This window comes from Streptomyces fractus (genome assembly GCF_049844455.1).
GTDB classification, from domain to species: domain Bacteria; phylum Actinomycetota; class Actinomycetes; order Streptomycetales; family Streptomycetaceae; genus Streptomyces; species Streptomyces fractus.
Genome location: NZ_JBMYHI010000002.1, coordinates 1,469,470 through 1,484,551, shown reverse-complemented (window position 1 = coordinate 1,484,551; position 15,082 = coordinate 1,469,470). Strand labels below are relative to the sequence as shown.

Annotated in this window: 11 protein-coding genes; 6 read left to right on the top strand and 5 right to left on the bottom strand. The window is 69.2% G+C overall.

Annotated features, from left to right (window positions below; genetic code table 11):
* Positions 1–2: 2 nt before the first annotated feature.
* Genes ACP4E5_RS08745 through ACP4E5_RS08730 form a run of 4 tightly spaced genes read right to left on the bottom strand, consistent with a single transcriptional unit; the run spans position 3 to position 5,631 of the window.
* Positions 3–2,939: a family 78 glycoside hydrolase catalytic domain gene (locus ACP4E5_RS08745; protein WP_425826632.1), complete on the bottom strand. Its 2,937-nt coding sequence runs from the start codon at positions 2,937–2,939 to the stop codon at positions 3–5.
* A gap of 30 nt (positions 2,940–2,969) precedes the next feature.
* Entirely contained in the window at positions 2,970–3,977 is a 1,008-nt protein-coding gene (locus ACP4E5_RS08740) for a zinc-dependent alcohol dehydrogenase (protein WP_425826630.1), read from the bottom strand.
* Positions 3,977–4,825 carry a fumarylacetoacetate hydrolase family protein gene (locus ACP4E5_RS08735; RefSeq protein WP_425826628.1) on the bottom strand — a complete coding sequence of 283 codons (849 nt, stop codon included), beginning with the start codon at positions 4,823–4,825 and terminating at the stop codon, positions 3,977–3,979. The genes ACP4E5_RS08740 and ACP4E5_RS08735 overlap by 1 nt, the downstream gene beginning before the upstream one ends.
* Positions 4,826–4,860: 35 nt before the next feature.
* Positions 4,861–5,631: an IclR family transcriptional regulator gene (locus tag ACP4E5_RS08730; RefSeq protein ID WP_425826626.1), complete on the bottom strand. Its 771-nt coding sequence runs from the start codon at positions 5,629–5,631 to the stop codon at positions 4,861–4,863.
* 148 nt (positions 5,632–5,779) lie between these two features.
* On the opposite strand from ACP4E5_RS08730, the gene ACP4E5_RS08725 reads away from it, so the two are divergent.
* Genes ACP4E5_RS08725 through ACP4E5_RS08700 form a run of 6 tightly spaced genes read left to right on the top strand, consistent with a single transcriptional unit; the run spans position 5,780 to position 12,763 of the window.
* Complete coding sequence (locus ACP4E5_RS08725) at positions 5,780–6,454, top strand: SDR family NAD(P)-dependent oxidoreductase (protein WP_425826624.1); 675 nt, start codon at positions 5,780–5,782, stop codon at positions 6,452–6,454.
* Positions 6,455–6,479: 25 nt separating this feature from the next.
* Positions 6,480–7,442, top strand: coding sequence for a carbohydrate ABC transporter permease (locus tag ACP4E5_RS08720; protein WP_425826622.1), 963 nt, complete (start codon positions 6,480–6,482; stop codon positions 7,440–7,442).
* Positions 7,439–8,263: a carbohydrate ABC transporter permease gene (locus ACP4E5_RS08715; RefSeq protein WP_425826620.1), complete on the top strand. Its 825-nt coding sequence runs from the start codon at positions 7,439–7,441 to the stop codon at positions 8,261–8,263. The genes ACP4E5_RS08720 and ACP4E5_RS08715 overlap by 4 nt, the downstream gene beginning before the upstream one ends.
* Positions 8,264–8,317: 54 nt before the next feature.
* A complete protein-coding gene (locus ACP4E5_RS08710; protein ID WP_425826618.1) occupies positions 8,318–9,595 on the top strand; it encodes an ABC transporter substrate-binding protein in 1,278 nt (425 codons plus the stop codon).
* A gap of 27 nt (positions 9,596–9,622) precedes the next feature.
* On the top strand, positions 9,623–11,587 hold the full coding sequence (locus ACP4E5_RS08705; protein ID WP_425826616.1) for a PKD domain-containing protein: 1,965 nt from the start codon (positions 9,623–9,625) through the stop codon (positions 11,585–11,587).
* 54 nt (positions 11,588–11,641) lie between these two features.
* Positions 11,642–12,763: a serine hydrolase domain-containing protein gene (locus ACP4E5_RS08700; protein WP_425826614.1), complete on the top strand. Its 1,122-nt coding sequence runs from the start codon at positions 11,642–11,644 to the stop codon at positions 12,761–12,763.
* 24 nt (positions 12,764–12,787) lie between these two features.
* On the opposite strand, the gene ACP4E5_RS08695 is transcribed toward ACP4E5_RS08700, so the two are convergent.
* Positions 12,788–15,040, bottom strand: a complete 2,253-nt coding sequence (locus ACP4E5_RS08695; protein ID WP_425826612.1) for a glycoside hydrolase family 3 C-terminal domain-containing protein — start codon at positions 15,038–15,040, stop codon at positions 12,788–12,790.
* Between the last annotated feature and the right edge of the window lie 42 nt (positions 15,041–15,082).

Below are 15,082 nucleotides of genomic sequence, written 5' to 3'. Positions count from 1 at the left end.
CCCTATCGTGACCGCTGCCTCCCCGGGACGAGCCTGGTCGGCTCGTGCCCGGGGAGGACCAGCCGGGCCCGGACTCCGTGCGGGATCGTCGTGTCGACGTGCCATGTCGATCCGTCCCGCCGCCACTCCACGCCGATCGGCCCGTACGGGGTCCGGTGTCCGATGCGCGCCCACGGCACCCGGGGGTCGGGGAGCGGGGCGATGTCGAGCGTCGACCAGCCGGGGGCGGTCGGGCGCAGGCCCGCGACGAAGCGGTGCATCCAGGCGCCGGTCGAGCCGAGGAAGTAGTGCTCGTGGGAGCGGGCGTCGGCGTCCCAGTGTTCGTGCAGCGTGTGGGAGCCCGCGCGGTGCCAGGCGCCCCACCCCGGACGGTCGGGCCTGGTCGCGACGGTGACGGCGAGGTCGTGGCGGCCGTGCGAACTCAGCACCGGGAGAAGGTGTTTCACGCCGATCGCCCCGCAGTCGAGGTGCCCGGCGGTGCGTTCGGTGATGTCGGTGACCAGGCTCTGGAACACCGAGTCGGTGTGTTCTTCGGGTACGGCGCCGAAGGCGAGCGGGAGGACGTTCATCGACTGCCGGTACCCGGTTCCGGTGGTCGCGCGGTACGCGCCCGCGGCCGGGTCGAAGTAGGTGTCGTGGTAGGCGGTGAAGACACGCCGCGCCGCTGCCCGGTACGTCCGCGCCAGGTCGGTGTGGCCGAGAGCGGTGCTGATGTCGGCCATGCGTTGGGCGATCCGGCCGAGCATCATCGTGGCCGTGGGGGTGGGTCCTTCAGGGGCGAATCCGTGGCCGGGGGAGAGCCAGTCGCCCCAGCTGTGGCACGTCCAGATCCCGTCGTCGGACAGGTCGAGGAGGCGGTCGGTCAGGGCGCGGCCGGGCCCGAAGTGCCGTCGGAGTATCTCCGGGTCGCCGTACTCGCGGTACAGGTTCCACGGGATGAGCACCATGGACGCGCTCCACGCCGGGTCGGGGCCACGGCCCCATTCGGGCGTCGGCACGATCTGGGGGACCGCTCCGTCCGGCCCCTGGGCGTCGGCGTGGTCGTCGAGCCACTTTCCGAACGTGCCGCGCAGGTCGTAATGGTGCAGCAGCGTCTCCGTCGCGAGGTGGGCGTCGGCGGTCCAGCCGTTCTTCTCGTACACGGGGGTGTCCGTGGGGACGCCGTGCAGGTTGTTGAGGAAGGTGCGCGCCGTCGCCCGGTCGGTCCAGGTGAGGGTGTCGTCGGCGCAGGCGAACTCGCCGACCCGTTCGACGTCGGTGTGCAGCCGGATCGCTTCGATGTCACGTATCGCCACACCCCGCGGCCGGTCGATCTGGACGTAGCGGAAGCCCTTGTAGCTGAACTCGGGCTCCCAGCAGGCGGGTTGATCGTGCTCGGCGGGCAGGACGATGCGGTCGACCTGTGCCTCGCCCGCCACGAGGACGTTCTCGCAGAACACCCGTGCGTCGCGAAGGTACTCGCCGTAGCGGACCGCCACCGTCTCGCCGGGAGGTCCGGTCAGCGTCATGCGCACACGGCCGGCGACGATGGTTCCGAAGTCGTGGATCGACGTGTCCGCGTCCGGGTGTGTCACGGACACCGGACGGCTGGTCTCCGCGCGTACGACCGGAGGCAGCGGCGCCGGGCGCAGGGCGCCTTCGGGTGGGGTGACCTCGTGTGCCGGTTGCCACGGGCCGCTGCCGCGCGACAGATCGTGGGTCTCACCGCCGTACAGGGTCTCCTCGGTGACGGTGCCCTCGGCGGTCTGCCAGGTGCTGTCGGATCTGACGATGTGGCGGTGCCCCTCCCGGTCCTCGTACTCGAGTTGGGCGATCAGGCACGGCTCGCGGTGCCACGGTGCGAGATGCCAGCCCCAGGTGCTCGCTCCGCGCGCGGCGTAGAAGCCGCGTCCGAGGTGTGCCGTGATGGTGTTGTCGCCCCGCCGAAGGAGGTGTGTCACGTCGTGGGTGCGGTACAGGACCGTGCGGTCGTACGCGGTCGGTGCGGGGTCGAGGACGCTCTCGGTGACATCGGTGCCGTTCACCTGGAACGTTCCGTAGCCGAGGCCCACCGCGTAGAGGCGTGCCGTGCGTACCCCGTCCGGCACGGTGAACCGGTGCCTGAACACCGGGTTGGCCGCGGGCACGGTGTCGACGCCCAGGGCGCGGACCCCGGGCTCGGGCCGGCCGTCGCGCAGCGCGGTGCCGCGCACGGGGACGGGCGAAACCCCGTCGTCCGCGGGCGGTTGGCCGGGGCTCGCGAGGGTGCGCCAGCCGATCCGACCAGCCGTGCCGCGCACCGAGACGGTGTACGTTCCCGGCGGCGCGGGCGGGTCGATCTCGACGTGGTGGGTGAACCGGTCCCAGACGAATGCCCCGCCCTCCACGTCACGGCTCGCCACCACCGTGCCGGACTCGTCCGCGACGTCGACGGTGGCCTTGACCGGTGTGCCGAGCGCGCAGGCGAGGTCGGGGCTGACGGAACGGAACGCTCCGGCGCAGGTGAAGACTTGACCCAGTGAGGCCCCTGCCTCGATTCCCTCGGCGTCCTCGATCCAGCTCACGGTGTCGGATTCGGTCTGCCGGTGTACGCGCCTGTCCGCCGGCACCGGGCGGGCGATCCACCGGGCGGCCCAGTCAGCCGGAGTCAGGAGACCTGTCTCGAACCGGTGGACGTCACTCCACAAAGATCCGGAACCGCTCTCGGAGATCGAGCGGACCTGCCATGCGTAGAGGGTGCGTGAGGTGAGGGCCGGTCCGGTGTAGCGCGTTTCGGGCTTGGACCCCGGGATGCGTTCCGACTCCCAGACGACGTTCCCGTGCTCGTCGCACACGACGACTTCGGCTGCCTGCTGGTCGCCCGACGGCGTCCAACTGAACAGGGGTGACTCGGCACCGATGCCCATGGCGTCGGGTGAGCCGTTGACGCGCAATTGCCGTGGTGCCTGCAGTGGTGACACGGGGACCTCTCGTCAGTGGGGCGAGGCGTTTCAACGACGGGGATCGATATGGAACTTCGGGCCGTGACCGGCTTCGCCGGGGCGTCGGCCGGCGAGAATCCCGGCTGCTTCCGCGAGGCCGACCGTGCCGGCCACGAGCGGACGTGGGTCCACCGACCCGACGGCGTACGCGGCGATCGTGTCGGGCAGGCCTGCCGATCCGCCGAGAATGCCGACCGCGGTCACCTCCCGCAGTGCCAGGGCGCGGGTGTCGAGGGTGCTCGGGGTTCCGGCGAGTCCGATGAAGACCACGCGGTGCGCGGGTTCGACGAGGTCGACCGCCATGGCGGGCAGCTCGGGGGCGTTGGAGGCGTCGATCACGGAGTGCCAGGGCAGATCGGGCAGCGTCCGGCGGGTCCAGGTGTCGCTGAGGCCGAGGGTCTTCGCCAGCGGTGGCCGACTCAGCCCCATGAGGTGCGTTTCGATGCCCTGCGCCCGGGCGAACAGCGCCGCCAGCAGACCGATCGTGCCCGTGCCGAGTATCAACAGGCGTTCCCCGGCGCGGAGTTGGGTGGCACGGACGGCTCTGAGTGCGTTGGCCCCCGGTTCGACGAGCGCGCCGAGTGTTGAATCCACGGTGTCGGGCAGAACGTGCAACGCGCTTGCAGGGACGGCGAGTTGTTCCGCCAACGCGCCGTGGCGACCCCGGCTGATGCCGATCTCGCTCGCGTCGGCGCACACATGGTGGCGTCCGGCACGGCACCGCGCGCAGCCGCCGCAACCGAGCAGGGTGTCCCCGGTGACGCGTCGGTCCAGCCAGGTCCGCGATACGCCCGACCCGAGGGCCGCGACACGGCCGCACCATTCGTGGCCCGGGCGCAGCGGGTACCGGGACCGGCCGGTGCGCAGATAGCTCATCTCGCCCGTGAACAGCTCTGCGTCCGTTCCGCACACGCCGACCCGTTCCACGTCGACGACCACCTCGCCGGGGCCGACCTCGGGCTTCTCGACGTCCTGGACCTCGGCCGCACCCGGACCCGTGAGCACGAGCGCCCGCACTAGCGGGGTCCCACGACGGCTTGCCGCTGCCGACCCAGGCGCTCGATGCCCAGCTCCATCACGTCCCCGGGCTTCAGCCACACGGGCGGGGTGAGTCCCATGCCGACGCCCGGCGGAGTACCGGTGTTGATGAGGTCACCGGGTTCGAGGACCATGAACTGGCTCAGGTGGTGGACGATGACGTACGGGTCGAAGATCATCGTCTTGGTGTTGCCGGTCTGCCGCCGGGTCCCGTTCACATCCAGCCACATGTCCAGGTCCCGGATGTCGGGTATCTCGTCCGGTGTGGCCAGCCACGGCCCGGCCGGGTTGAACGTCTCGGCCGACTTGCCCTTGCTCCACTGCCCGCCGCGTTCCATCTGGAAGGCCCGCTCGCTGACGTCGTTGCAGACGAGGTAGCCGGCGATGACATCGGCTGCGTCCTCGGGGTGGTCCAGGTACGAGGTGCGCTTGCCGATCACGATGCCCAACTCCACCTCCCAGTCGGTCTTTTCGGACCCGCGCGGGATGCGCACGTCGTCGTGCGGGCCGACCAGCGTGTTGGGGGACTTGGTGAACAGGATCGGCTCGTCGGGGACGGCCTGGCCGGTCTCGGCGGCGTGATCGCTGTAGTTGAGGCCGATGCAGAGGATCTGGTGCGGCCGCGCGATCGGGGCGCCGACACGTTCGGCGGCGAACTCCCGTACCTCGCCCCGTTCCAGAGCGTCGGCGAGGAGTGCGGCCCCGCCTGCGGCGAAGAAGTGCTCGTCGAAGTCGCGGACGGTGTCGGAGACATCGATGTAGTGCTCGTCGTCGACGCGGACGACGGGCTTCTCGGCGCCGGGCGCGCCGATGCGCATCAGATACACAGCAGGTACTCCATAGAACGAGGGTGAGTTGGGGCTCAGACCGGTTCCTGGCCGGAGACGACGGCCCGGATGGCGGGCAGGTCGTCGACGAGCTTGGCCAGGGGAGTGCGGTAGGTCAGGCCGCTGACACTGATCGCGCCGCTGGGCACGGTCGGTGAGGACAGATGGGCCAGTACGGCCACGCAGTTGACACCCGGTTCGTTCTCCTGGTCGTCGACGGCGTAGCCCTGCTCACGGATCCGGGCCAGCTCGGCGTGGAGGGCTTCGACGGTGCCGGCCGAGTGCTCGGTCGGGGTCTCCAGGGGGCGGTCGCCGACCCAGTCACGTACGGCATCGACATCGCGCAGCGCGTCGGCCAGGAGAATCTTGCCGACGGCGGTGCAGTGCGCGGGGTTGCGGCCGCCGACGACCGAGGTGAGCCGCACGGAACCCGTGGGCGGGTCGAGTTTGGAGCGGTAGACCACGGAGCGTCCGTCGAGTACGGCGTAGTGGACGGTCTCGCCGTACCGGTGGCACAGCGCTTCCAGGATCGGCATGACACGCGCATGGTCCGGGCGGGCCTCGTGGTGCGCGAAGGCCATGCGCAGGAATTCGTCGCCCAGGACGTACTGGCCGCGGGAGTTCTGCGTCGCGAAGCCCGCGCGTCGGAGCGAGGCGAGTGCGCGGTGCACGGTCGGTTTGGGGCTGGCGATGGCGCGGGTCATGTCCTCGAGGCCGATCCCGTCGGGGTGGCGGGCCAGTTCGGCCAGGACGGCCAGCACGCGGTCGGCGCCGACGAGCTTCTGCTCGCCCGTGTACTCAGGCATGGTCCGGATGTTAGACCAACGTTCCATCTAACGAAAGAAGTGGGCGCAAGACCCCTTCCGGAGAGGGGTGCTCCTCGCTACGCTCGCCGCGCATTCCGAGAACGAGAACAGCGGTCCATTTAATGGAATACGACGTTGAAGGGGCAGCATGCGCACAGCGCTCATCACCGGAGGCGCCAGCGGCCTTGGCAAGGCCACCGCCGCCCGTATCGAGGCCGACGGCGTCAAGGTCGTCACCCTCGACATCGCCACCGGAGCCGACCTCGTCTGTGACGTCACCGATCTCACGGCCCTTCGGTCCGCCGCCGCCGAGGTGGGTCCGGTCGACATCCTGGTCAACTCCGCCGGGGTGGTCGGACCCCAGGTCCCCCTGTGGGAGATCGACCCGGCGGCCTGGCGCGAGACGTTCGAGGTGAATGTGCACGGCACCTTCAACGTGTGCCGCACGTTCGTGCCCCTCATGCGCGCGTCGGGCTGGGGGCGGATCGTCAACATCGCCAGCATGTCCGGCAAGGACGGCAACCCCAACATGGCGCCGTACTCGGCCTCCAAGGGGGCCGTCATCGCGCTCACCAAGTCCCTCGGCAAGGAGCTGGCCACCAGCGGCGTACTCGCCAACGCCATCGCTCCGGCCGTCATCGAGACACCGATGAACGCCACCACCACCCCTGACGCGCTGGCCCACATCACCAGCCTCATCCCGATGGGGCGGATCGGCCGCGCCGAAGAGGTCGCCGAGCTGATCGCCTGGCTCGCCTCCGACCGGATGAGCTTCTCGACCGGCGCCGTCTACGACATCAGCGGCGGCCGTGCCACCTACTGACCGAACCTTCCTCCCGGAGGAGCCGATGGCGACAACACTCGGCCGCGACGCGCGTCACCGAACACCCGCTTCCCGCCCCCTCACACTGGGGTCACGGCGGCCGCCCGCGCGGCGCAGCATCGGCCGCAACCTGTGGTGGTTCGTGGTGCCCGCCGCGGTCCTCTACCTGTACGTGGTGGTGGTGCCCACCGCGCAGGGCATCTACATGTCGTTCACCAACTGGACCATCTACTCCCCGCACCACGAGTTCATCGGGGCACGGAACTACACATCGATCTTCAAGGACCAGACCACGTCGGACGTCCTGGTACGCACCCTGGTGATCGCCGCCATCACCACGGTCCTCCAGAACGTGATCGGCCTGCTCCTGGCCCTCGTACTGAACACCCGGGTCTTCGGCCGGAACGTCCTGCGCACCCTGATCTTCGCGCCCGCCATTGTCTCTCCGCTGGTGTGCGGCTACCTGTTCAAGTACCTCTTCGCGGCACCCGGCACCGGCGCCGTGAACGACATCCTCGCGTGGCTCGGCCTCGACAGCCTCCAGCAGGACTGGCTCGGCCGGCCGGACACCGCGTTCGTGGCCGTGATCGTCGTCATCTGCTGGCAGTTCGTCGGCCTGTCGATGGTGATCTACCTGGCCGGCCTCCAGGGCATCCCGGCCGATCTCCTGGAGGCCGCCGCGATCGACGGCGCCGGCGCCTGGCGGCGGTTCTGGCACGTGACCCGGCCGCTGCTCGCTCCCGCGTTCACGATCAACCTGATGCTCAGCCTGATCGCCGGGCTGAAGATCTTCGACCAGATCTACGCGATCACCGGCGGAGGCCCGGCCGGACAGACCGAGACGATCTCCACCCTCATCTACAAGCAGTTCAACAGCGTCGGCGACTACGGCCTGTCCGCGGCGATGTCGGTCGCCCTCGCCATCGGTGTCGCCGTCCTTGCTCTCATCCAGTTCGCCGTTCTCCGCCGGCAGAAGGGCAACGCGTGAACATCAAACGGCTTGGCAGCGCGGCCAACCACACCGTCGCCTACGGCGCCGCCCTGCTCTTCGTGCTCCCGCTCTACGTCCTGGTGAATCTTGCCGTCCGGCCCGTCGACGACCTGTCGTCGGCCCTGGTGCCGACCACCCGGCCCACCCTGGACAATCTGTCCCAGGCGCTCACGGAGTCGGAACTTGCCAGCGCCATCGGCAACAGCGCCTTCCTCACGACGGCCTCCTGCCTGGCGATCATCACGCTCTCCACGATGGCGGCCTACCCGCTGGCCCGCTCCATGGCACGCCTGTCGACGGTCATCTTCTACGTCTTCCTCATCGGCATGCTGCTCCCGTTCCAAGTCGCCCTGCTGCCGCTGTATTTGATGATGCGTGACCTGGGCCTGCTCGGCTCGGTCTGGTCGCTGATCATCTACTACACGGGTCTGATGATGCCGCTGTCGATCTTCCTGGTGACCACCTTCCTCAGGAGCAGCGTGCCCCTGGAGTACGAGCAGGCCGCACGCATCGACGGCTGCGGCGACCTGCGCGCCTTCCTCCACATCGTCGTGCCGCTGCTGCGCCCGGTGCTCGGCACCGTGGTGATCCTCAACGCGGTGGGCATCTGGAACGACTTCTTCACGCCCCTGCTGTACCTGTCCGGCAGCGATCAGAAGACGGCCCCTGTCGTCCTCTACGAGTTCGTCGGCCAGTACACCACCCAATGGCCCTTGATCTTCGGCGGCCTGATCATCTCGATGGCCCCGATCCTGCTCCTCTACCTCGTCTTCCAGCGCTACGTGATCCAGGGCTTCGCCAGCGGCCTCAAGGGCTGAACCGCCTTCGCCCCATCCCATGGCGCCTCGCCCCACACTGTTCAGGAGAGTGCAATGAAGGTATCGATCAAGGCAGTCGGTGCTGCCACGGCAGTCGGCCTGCTGCTCGCCGGGTGTTCGACATCCCCCGACGGCGGCGGGACCCCCGGCTCCACGTCCACGGCCAAGGGAGATGTCAGTGGCAAGCTGACCATTCTCTACCCCAAGGACTTCCAGGCCGCGCTCGATCCGGTGGTCACGGCATTCGAGAAGAGGTATTCCGGCGTAAAGGCCGACGTGAACTACGTCAGCGGGGACGTCTCCAACCTGGTCGGGAACCAGATACAAGCCGGCACCGTCTCCGACGTGTTCATCACCCAGCCCGGTACGGGCGGCGCCATGAACGTCGGCACCCTGGCTCCCCAGGGCAAGTTGCTCGACCTGTCGGACTCGCCGTGGGTCGACGACATCCCGAAGCTGTGGCGCTCCGACATGGGCACCGGGGGCAAGACGTACGCCTATCCGGGAACGATCCAGGGACTTGGCGCGATATACGACCAGACCCACATCAACAAGCTGGGCCTCAAGACCCCCACGACGTGGAGCGAGGTCCTGGACTTCTGCGCCGATGCCAAGAAGCACGACACGTACGCCTTCGCCCAGGGGCTCAACGACCCGGCAGGACCACAAATGGTGTACCTCGCGCTGACCGGCACGCTCGTGTACGGGCCGACCCCCGACTTCTCGACCCGGCTCAAGGAGAAGAAGACCACTGTCCCTCAGTCTCCTTGGAAGGAGGCACTGACGAAGTACAAGGAGATGAACGACGCCGGCTGCTTCGGAAAGAGCGCGATGGGCCGCTCCTCGGCACAGGCAATCTCGGAGGTGGCCTCGGGCAAGGCCCTGGGACTCGTCAACGTGGGAGCCGGGATCGCGGGCGTGCAGCAGCAGGCGCCCAAGCACGAGTTCACCTTCTCCGCGCTGCCGGCCACCGACAATCCCGACGACACCTACTTCACGGCGCTCCCCGGATTCACCGTGTCCGTCAACGCGAAGGCCAAGAACCCGGGCGCGGCCAAGGCGTTCCTCAACTTCCTCGCGGAGCCCAAGCAGATCAACAAGTACGCGAACGGGTACGCCAGCGCGCCGATCATCCCCAACGACTCGTACAAGGCGCCGAAGAACCTGGCGACCTTCGACAAGGCCGTCGCGGACGGCAAGTCGGCCAAGCTCGCCGACTGGCCCAACCCGAAGGTCAACGAGGTGGCCCAGCAGGGCGTGCAAGCGATCTTCCTCGGCAAGGAGTCGATCGACGACGTGCTGAAGAAGATGCAGGAAGCCCTCGGCAACTGATCCCCACTCGAGGAACGGGAACTCCCCATGCCCAAGTCACTCGCACCCGCCGGCGCAGCCGTCGCCGGTCTCGTCCTCTGCCTGCTGCCCGCCCACAGCGCTTCTGCCGCGAGCGGTGAGTGCCAGGCAGCCACACCCGGCGGACCCGTCCAGGTCACCGCGGACTGCGTCGACCCGGACTACAAGAACCCCGTCGTCGACAGCGAGTCCGAGCAGACAAGCCCGGCCCGCCACCACAGAGTCTCGGGCCATTTCGAGGGCACGCAGGTCAAGTTCAACATCTACCTGCCGCCCAAGGACCAGTGGAAGGGCCGCTTCTTCCAGTATGTGTATCCGACGCAGAACGAGAACGCCACGGACGACACCATCGCCTTCGGCGCGGACAGCGGCGCGTACACAGTCCAGATCAACGGCACCATCGGCTACCGGGCCGACGCCGCCGCGGCCAAGTTCGCCGAGACCGTCGCGGCCGACTACTACGACACGAAGGGCACGATCTACGGCTACATCTGGGGCGGCAGCGGCGGCTCGTACCAGACCATCGGTGCCATGGAGAACACGAAGGGGGTGTGGGACGGCGCCGTGCCGTTCATCCCGGGCGTGCCGACCTCGATCCCGAACAACTTCTTCGTCCGCGCGTTCGCCCGCGTCGTCCTCGAGGACAAGGCCCCGCAGATCGCCGACGCCGTCCGGCCCGGAGGTTCCGGCGACCTGTACGCCTCGCTGAACACGGTGGAGCGCTCGGTCCTGCGCGAAGTGACGCGCATGGGCGTGCCGCTGCGCGGCTGGGAGAACTACCGCTACCTGCTCGGCCTGGACGACCCCCAAGGCCTGATGGGATTCACGGACACCGTGCGCGCCATGGACCCGACCTACGCGGACGACTTCTGGAGCAAGCCCGGATACCTGGGAACGGAGAAGTCCGGGCTCGGCGACCTCATCCGGGCCGCGAAGGTGGACCACGAGTCGACCGTCACCGGGGTGGACTCCAAGACGGTGACCTTGGACAGCGCCCCGCCGGCGAGCCGCACACCGCTGGACTTCACGCTCTACGCGGCCGACGGTACGACCAAGGTCGGCACCCTCAAGGGGACGCTGAAGGACAAGGTGTTCACCGTCGGCGACGGCAACTCCGCCGAGGTCCTGGACGCTCTCAAGGCGGGAGCGAAGATCCGTGCCGACAACCGGTGGTCGCTCGCCCTGACCTCCTACCACCGTCATCAGGTACCGAGCCGGCGGGGCTTCTACGCCTGGGACCAGTTCCGCAACGCCGATGGCACACCCCGCTATCCCCAGCGCCCCGTCGAGGTCGGCCCCGCGATATCGCAGAGTGTCTCCGGCGGCGGCACCCACACCGGGAAGATCAACGGGAAAGTGCTCATGGTCGGCAACCTCCTCGACGTCGACGCCTTCCCCTGGGACTCCGACTGGTACGCCCAACAGGTCGGCGCCAACGACAACTTCCGCGTCTGGTTCAACGACAACGCCGACCACATCGGGCCGCACGCACCGAACCTGATCAACGCCACGGGTTCCCTCCAGCAGGCCCTGCGCGATGTGAGCGCCTGGGCCGAAAAGGGCGTGAAGCCACCCGCGTCCACCCGGTACAGCGTGCGCGACAGCCAGGTCTCTGTGCCCGCCGGGGCGACGGAGCGCGGCGGGATCCAGCCGGTCGTCGACCTGCGGGCCGGCGGCCGGAACACGGTCGAGGTGAAGGCCGGGCAGCCGGTCACCTTCAAGGCCGGCATCACGACCCCTCCCGGCACCGGCAAGGTCGTCGCCACCGACTGGGACTTCAAGGGCGACGGAGAGTTCACCAGCCGCCCCTTCGGGCCACCGAGCGGCACGGTGGAGACGAGCGCCTCGTACACCTACACCGAGCCGGGAACATACTTCCCCTCCCTGCGCGCGGTCAGCCAGCGCGAGGGTGACACCAAGACCCCGTACGCGACGGTCCAGAACCTGGGGCGGATGCGTGTCGTCGTGCGCTGACCTCGACGACCTCACTGATCTCAAAGACCCCAACTACCGGAAGGATTCCCACAGATGAGCCTGGTGGAAGCCGGCTTCGAGAAGGTGGCGGACGCGTTCCGGCGCACCGTCCCCGACGATGAACGCGGCGGGGCCGCACTGTCCGTATGGATCGAAGGAAAACCCGTCGTCGACATCTGTGGCGGCATCGCGGACGAGCGGTCGGGACGCGCGTTCACCTCCGACACCCCCGTCGTCACGTTCTCCTGCACGAAGGGCATGGCGTCGATCCTGGTGGCGATGCTCGTGGAGCGCGGTGCGCTGCCCGGATACGACACCCCACTCGCCGGGATATGGCCCGAGTTCGGCGCGCACGGCAAGGACCGCATCACCATCGGCGACGCGCTGGCCCACCGGGCCGGTCTGTCCGCCCCGCGCCGGGATCTCACCATGGAGGAGGTGCTCGACAGCGAGCTGATGGCCGACGCCCTTGCCGTGCAGGAGCCTCTGTGGACTCCGGGCGAGCACCACCAGTACCACGCGGTCACCCATGGCGCCATCACGGGGAAGCTGGTCGTCCTCGCCACCGGGCTGCCGATCCGGGGCTGCTTCGACGCACTCGTCGCAGACCCGCTGGGGGCCGAAGCCTGGATCGGCCTGCCCGACACGGAGATGTCACGCGTGGCACCCACCATCACGGACACCCTCGAGGCGGGCCCGCCGACAGCGGATGCCGAGGCGATCGCATGGCTGGAACGTGCCGGGCACCTTGGCTGCGGCATCACCCTGGAGCACTTCAACGAACCTCGCTTCCAACGCGCCGGACTGCCTGGTGCGGGGGGCATCGCGACGGCGGGCGGGCTGGCCCGGATCTACTCGGCCACCGTCACGCCGACCAGCGGGGTGCGCTTGATCGACGACGGGACGGTGGAATCGCTGTGCGCCGTGCGCAGTTCAGGGCCGGCTTTCGTCACGCAGCCCCCGCCGTACCAGAGTTGGGGCGCCGGGGTGATGCGGCCGTCGGACTGGGAGCCCTACCTCACGCCCCGTTCGTTCGGCCACGACGGTGCCGGCGGACAGGTCGCCTTCGCCGACCCCGACGCCAAGGTGGGTTTCGCCTACCTGACCAACCGCATGACCAATGAAGGCGACCGCGGCCAGTCCGTGATCACCGCCCTCACCGAAGCGCTCGGCTGAGACGGGGGCCCGCGCCGTGACCGGTCAGCCCGTGCCGGTCACGCGTGCCACCAGATCCGCCACCGCGGCGTCGAGGTCGGCCGTGCCCGTGTAGCCGAGCGCGGTGGACAACGGCATCGCCTGGGCCATCTTCCGGATTTCCTTGTTGTGCAGCATCGTCGACCGGGAGCCGCTGTTGGTCAGGAGATCCTCCAGCAGCGGGCCGCCCACCGGGTGCGCCATCCAGGCTCCGATCGAGGAGTCGCCGTTGAGGCGGGGCGCGGGTGCGGGGACGTCGAGGTGGATCTCGCGTACGGCGTGGATGTCCCGTGAGGAGACGCCCACTTCGACGCGGAAGGTGCCGGGCTCGACGGTCCAGCCCGCCTCGTCCCAGTAGGCGAAGGCCCGCTCGTCGAGGTGGACGCGCACCTTGCGGCTCTCACTCGGGGCGAGGCGGACCTTGGTGAAGCCCTTGAGTTCGCGCACCGGACGGTCGACGGAGGAGACCGGGTCGCCGACATAGACCTGTACGACCTGAGCGCCGTGCCGTTCGCCGGTGTTGGTGACGGTGACCTCGACAGTCGCGCGGGCGACGGTGGGATCCGGCACGGTCACCTCGACGTCCGTCAGGGAGAACGTGGTGTAGCTCAGGCCGTGCCCGAACGGGAACTGCACGTCGCGCTCCGTGCGGTCGTACCAGCGGTAGCCGATGTAGAGCCGCTCCCCGTAGAGCACGCGCTCAGCGGTGCCGGGCCAGTTGACGTGGGCCGGTGTGTCGGCCAGGCGCAGCGGTAGCGTCTCGGCGAGCCGCCCGCTGGGCTCGGCCGCCCCGAACAGCACGTCGGCGGTTGCGGACCCGGAGGCCTGGCCGCCCAGCCAGGTTTCGAGGATCGCGGGCACGCGCCCCGCAAGTGCCCGCAGCGTGACCACGGAGCCGTTCGCGAGGACTACCACCACCCGAGCGTGCGCCTCCAACAGTTCCTCGACCAGGGTGAGTTGAGCGGCGGGCAGGTCGAGGTGCTCGCGGTCGCTCCCCTCGGACTCGTCGGCGTCGGGCAGGCCGAGGAAGAGCACGACGACGTCGGCGGCGCGGGCTGCGGCCACGGCCTCGTCGACCAGTGCGGGATCGTGCCGGCCGTCGAGCCGGAAGCCGGGTGCGAACGTCACTGGGCGCGAGGCGGCCCGCCGGAGGGCGTCAAGGGCGGTGTCGACGCGGGTGGGCGTGATGTGCGAGCTGCCGCCGCCCTGGAAACGCGGCGTGCGGGCGAACTCGCCGACGACCGCGATCCGGCCCCCCGTGTCCGGTGACAGGGGCAGCAGCCCGCCGTCGTTGACCAGGAGCACCGTGCTGTCCGAGGCGATACGGCGGGCCAGCGCGTGATGCGCCTCCCAGTCCACTGCCGGCGCCTGTTGTCCCGTCGCCTCCGGGCCCCGCTCGTCCCGGATCCTGTCGTGCACCGTGAGGACACGCGATACGGCGCGGTCGACGACGGACTCCTCCAGCGACCCGTCCTCCACCGCGGCCAGGATCCGCTCCGCGTGCCCCCTGGCGACGGGCATCGCCAGGTCCGTGCCGGCCGCGACCGCCCGCACGGGGTGCTGGACGGCGGCTCCCCAGTCGGAGACGACGTAGCCGTCGAATCCCCACTGGTCACGCAGGATGTCGGTCAACAGCCACCTGTTCTCCGACGAGAACACACCGTTGACGCGGTTGTAGGAGCACATCACGGTCGCCGGACGGGACTCCGTCACCACCCGCTCGAACGCCGGCAGATAGATCTCCCGCAGCGTCCGCTCGTCGACGACGGCGCTGACGCTCTGGCGCTCGGTCTCCTGATTGTTGGCGGCGAAGTGCTTGACCGACGCGCCGACGCCCTGGGACTGTACGCCGTTCACCCAGGCCGCGCCGAGCACCCCGGACAGCAGCGGGTCCTCGGAGAAGTACTCGAAGTTGCGTCCGCACAGGGGAGAGCGCTTCATGTTCACGCCCGGGCCGAGGAGTACGTCCACGCCGAGCGCACGGCTCTCGCGACCGAGCGCCTCGCCCATCTCCCGCAGCAACTCGGGGTCCCAGGTCGAGCCGGTGGCGGACGCGGTGGGGAAGGCGGTGGCGGGCCTGCTGTCGTAGATGGTGAGGGAGTCGCCGGTCGTGGCCTGGTAGCGCACGCCGTGCGGTCCGTCGGTGAGGATGGCCGGCCGGATCCCGAGGCGGTCGACACCGGCGGTGCTCCAGACACTCTCGCCCGACAGGAGGGACGCCTTCTCCTTGAGTGTCATCTGTGCGACGAGGGGGTGCATGGGTGTGCCTTTCGTGGGGTCGCATGGGTCGCGAGGGTCGTT

Bases quoted from the DNA above. Each gene is read 5' to 3' on its own strand.
- ACP4E5_RS08730 (WP_425826626.1), bottom strand. From the start codon at position 5,631: ATGCCTGAGTACACGGGCGAGCAGAAGCTCGTCGGCGCCGACCGCGTG.
- ACP4E5_RS08725 (WP_425826624.1), top strand. From the start codon at position 5,780: ATGCGCACAGCGCTCATCACCGGAGGCGCCAGCGGCCTTGGCAAGGCC.
- ACP4E5_RS08720 (WP_425826622.1), top strand. From the start codon at position 6,480: ATGGCGACAACACTCGGCCGCGACGCGCGTCACCGAACACCCGCTTCC.
- ACP4E5_RS08710 (WP_425826618.1), top strand. From the start codon at position 8,318: ATGAAGGTATCGATCAAGGCAGTCGGTGCTGCCACGGCAGTCGGCCTG.
- ACP4E5_RS08705 (WP_425826616.1), top strand. From the start codon at position 9,623: ATGCCCAAGTCACTCGCACCCGCCGGCGCAGCCGTCGCCGGTCTCGTC.
- ACP4E5_RS08700 (WP_425826614.1), top strand. From the start codon at position 11,642: ATGAGCCTGGTGGAAGCCGGCTTCGAGAAGGTGGCGGACGCGTTCCGG.
- ACP4E5_RS08695 (WP_425826612.1), bottom strand. From the start codon at position 15,040: ATGCACCCCCTCGTCGCACAGATGACACTCAAGGAGAAGGCGTCCCTC.